The organism is Flavobacterium sp. (assembly GCF_044368995.1).
Classification (GTDB): Bacteria; Bacteroidota; Bacteroidia; order Flavobacteriales; family Flavobacteriaceae; genus Flavobacterium.
Map to the genome: position 1 here is coordinate 1 of NZ_JBIPMS010000146.1, position 3,608 is coordinate 3,608.

At 31.4% G+C, this 3,608-nt stretch carries 3 protein-coding genes; 2 read left to right on the plus strand and 1 reads right to left on the minus strand.

The window, feature by feature from the left end:
- On the plus strand, window positions 1-436 hold a 436-nt coding region (locus tag ACIQ2I_RS08510; RefSeq protein WP_396181990.1), incomplete at its 5' end, for an OmpA family protein.
- A 612-nt stretch (window positions 437-1,048) separates the two neighbouring features.
- On the opposite strand, the gene ACIQ2I_RS08515 is transcribed toward ACIQ2I_RS08510, so the two are convergent.
- Window positions 1,049-2,455 (minus strand): FAD-dependent oxidoreductase, encoded by a 1,407-nt coding sequence (locus tag ACIQ2I_RS08515; RefSeq protein ID WP_396181991.1) that lies wholly within the window; start codon window positions 2,453-2,455, stop codon window positions 1,049-1,051.
- Between the two features lie 171 nt (window positions 2,456-2,626).
- Between ACIQ2I_RS08515 and ACIQ2I_RS08520 the strand changes: the two genes are divergently transcribed.
- The coding region (locus ACIQ2I_RS08520; RefSeq protein WP_396181992.1) for an AIR synthase related protein at window positions 2,627-3,608 on the plus strand (982 nt) is incomplete at its 3' end.

Here is a 3,608-nt window from a genome sequence, read left to right on the forward strand (position 1 = left end):
TCCAACAAACGGATTAACTCCAATAGAAGAAAAGGATATGAATTTTCCAGAAGGCGCCACTTTAGAAGAAAAAATTCAATTGTCTCGACCAGGCACTTTAATTGTTTTGCCTGAAATTCAGTTTTATAAAAACACCTTTGGCATTATGCCATCTTCGCAAAGAGAAATTTTCGAACTGATTCGAATTATGACAATGAATCCAAAATTATATATTGAAATTCAAGGACATATTTGTTGTGTAGATAAAGATGTAAGAAATTTATCTTTAGATCGTGCCAAACAAGTCCGTCGAATTTTACAATCGAATTATATTTTAGAGCGACGTGTAAAAGTAAAGGGTTTTGGTGTTTCGAAACCAAAATTTACCATTCCAGAAGAAACAGAAGAACAAGCGGCTGCCAATAGAAGAGTGGAAATTATGATTTTAGAAATGTAGGTTAATTAGATAATTAGTCAATTAGTCAATGTGCCAATTAGCCAATTAGCTGATTGATTAAATTAGTGGTTTAAGCGATTATAAATATTTACCCAATAAAAAAAATAATAATTAATTAATGTATATTTTTTTATATAAAAAAATTTATTCATATTTTAAATTGAATAAAAATTTTGACCCAATATTTAATAGTGTTTGCCTTGTTTTTATAATACAAGGAGTACATTTCTTTTTATTAATGCTTATTTTAAGTAGAATATTTCTATTAGAAATGTTTAAATTTAGTAGTGTTTATAGCGTTAATAAACTTTATTTTTATCCTATTGGAATTGTATGGTTGTATTTAAATTTTAGATATTTTAAAAAGAAAACTGACACTATAACGGTTGAAAAAACAAGTAAAAAAGAATTGTTTTTATATCTTCTTTTTTGTTTGTTAATACCATTGTATTTTATTATAATCTTATCAGGTGGAAAAATTTGGAAATTATAAATCTCTTTTTAGTTATCATAGAATTTATTAATTGATAGATTGACGTGTTACCTCATCGGCACATTGATAAATTGGCTATTTATCTAAAAATCTAATTATCTAATTATCTAATTATCTAATTATCTAATTTTTTTTGCTACACTTCCTCTAGGTTCATCACTTTTTTGTAGAACTATTTCTGAATGTAAAAATTTTGCCGCTGCTGCAGAATCTTTCACTTTACTGGCACTTCGTGATAACATTTCAGATTCAAAATCGTTTAGTATACTTTTTCTAATACCAATTTCTTTCCACTTTGATGATTTTGTACATTTTTTGGTGATTTCTCGAGCTAATGACAATGCATCTAATAATGCCTGATTGGCACCTTGTCCTTTAAACGGACTCATTGGGTGGGCGGCATCTCCAATTAAAGTTACATTTTTATTGCTTTCCAATAATTCGGTTGTCAATAATTCTCTATCATAAACAGGATAACCAGAAATTTGCGATTCTAAAGTTGCAGTTAAAATTTCAGGAATAGGACAGTGCCAATTGGCTCTTTTACAAGCCTCTTCTTTTAGATATTTTGTTCCTTTTGCACTTAGTTCTTTAGCCTCTTTTTCTGAAATAGGAAAACTTAATTGCCACATAACTGAATCATTATCATAAGGCATTACATAAATTCGTTCTTTACCATTTACAGTTTGAAATACTGTTGCAGAATCAAGTAATGGGCGTTCAATATTTTCTAAACCACTTAATTTGCAAATTCCCAAAATAACCATGCAATCTAAATAGTGTAGCTGTGAAATTTCTTCACTTAGTAATAATTTTCTTACTGAGCTCCGAATGCCATCGGCACCAACCAACAAATCTGTTTTAATGGTTTTAATTTTGCCGTTTACTTGAAAACTCAAATCAATTTTATTATCAGATTCCTTAAAATCTAATAATTGATGTCCCCATTCTACACTTTTGTGTCCGTCAAGTTGCTCAAGTAATGCTAATCGTAACGATTGTCTTGCTATATGAATATTGGTTTGTTTCTGCGATTTTTTTGTGTTGGATGCTATCCATTTTCTCATTCCCCATTCTCCAATAATGCTGCCATCTGTAGTATGCACAATGTGTTTTGTGGAAACAACACCTTTTATTAAAAAATTTATACCTAAACTTTTCATTGCTTTGCTAGCTTGTTGCAACGTGAGTCCGTAACCTTGAGATCGATCAGAAAAACATGTATCACGTTCAAATAGCGTAAAAGGAATACCTCGATGTAAACAAGCAACTGCTAAGGCGACACCACCAATACCGGCACCTATAATAGCAATATTTGGATAATTTTCAGTGTCAATTTGTGGAATATTAGCAGAAGCAATTAAACCAGAACCCAAACAATTTTTACAAGAAACCGGTTGGGTTTTAGTTGCCTGGTTTTCTTGTCGAATTTGCGATTTTTTTGGTTGTTTTCTGTTTTTTTTGCCTTGTCCTTTGCAATTTTGACAGATTGTCCAACTAGTAAATGAATTTTCTAACTTTTCCAATTATATATTTGATTCTTCAACATAATACTTAACTGCAAAGGTTGTAAAAATTTCTTTGATACCGTTTATTTCTGATTTTTTTATTTTGAATTGGCAAATTGTCTCATTATCTTATTGGCACATTACCTATTTATTTATATCTTTGCACCACAAAACAAACATCACATAATAATGAGTTCTGAAACGAGCCAACGCTATAATTTAAGAGGAGTTTCTGCTTCCAAAGAAGATGTCCACAATGCTATTAAAAATATTGATAAAGGATTATTTCCTCAAGCATTTTGTAAAATCATACCCGATTATTTGACCAACGACGAGAAGTATTGCATCATAATGCATGCTGATGGTGCTGGAACTAAATCAGCTTTAGCTTATATGTATTGGAAAGAAACAGGCGATGTTTCTGTTTGGAAAGGCATTGCGCAAGATGCATTAATTATGAATATTGATGATTTATTATGTGTAGGTGCAACCGATAATATTTTATTGTCTTCAACTATTGGTAGAAATAAAAATCTAATTCCAGCTGAAGTCATTTCAGCCATTATTAACGGAACAGAAGAATTAATTACAGAATTAAAAAAACATGGCGTAACTATTCACTCTACTGGTGGCGAAACAGCTGATGTGGGCGATTTGGTTCGTACTATTATTGTAGACTCTACTGTTACCGCTCGTATGGAAAGAAGTAAAGTAATAAATAACGCGAATATTCAAGCGGGAGCTGTTATTGTAGGATTAGCCTCTTTTGGGCAAGCTACATATGAAACCGAATATAATGGTGGAATGGGAAGTAATGGTCTAACCTCTGCACGTCACGATGTTTTTGCCAAGTATTTAGCTCAAAAATATCCTGAAAGTTTTGATGCAGCTGTTCCGGACGAATTGGTTTATTCTGGTCAAACAAAATTAACCGATGCAGTTAAAAACAGTCCAATTGATGCAGGTAAATTAGTACTTTCTCCAACAAGAACGTATGCGCCTGTTATTAAAAAGATTTTAGAAAAATATACTTCAAATCAAATACACGGAATGGTGCATTGCAGTGGAGGTGCCCAAACAAAGGTACTTCACTTTGTTGAAAACGTTCACGTGATTAAAGATAATTTGTTTCCAGTGCCACCATTATTTAAACTGATTCAAGAAAATTCAA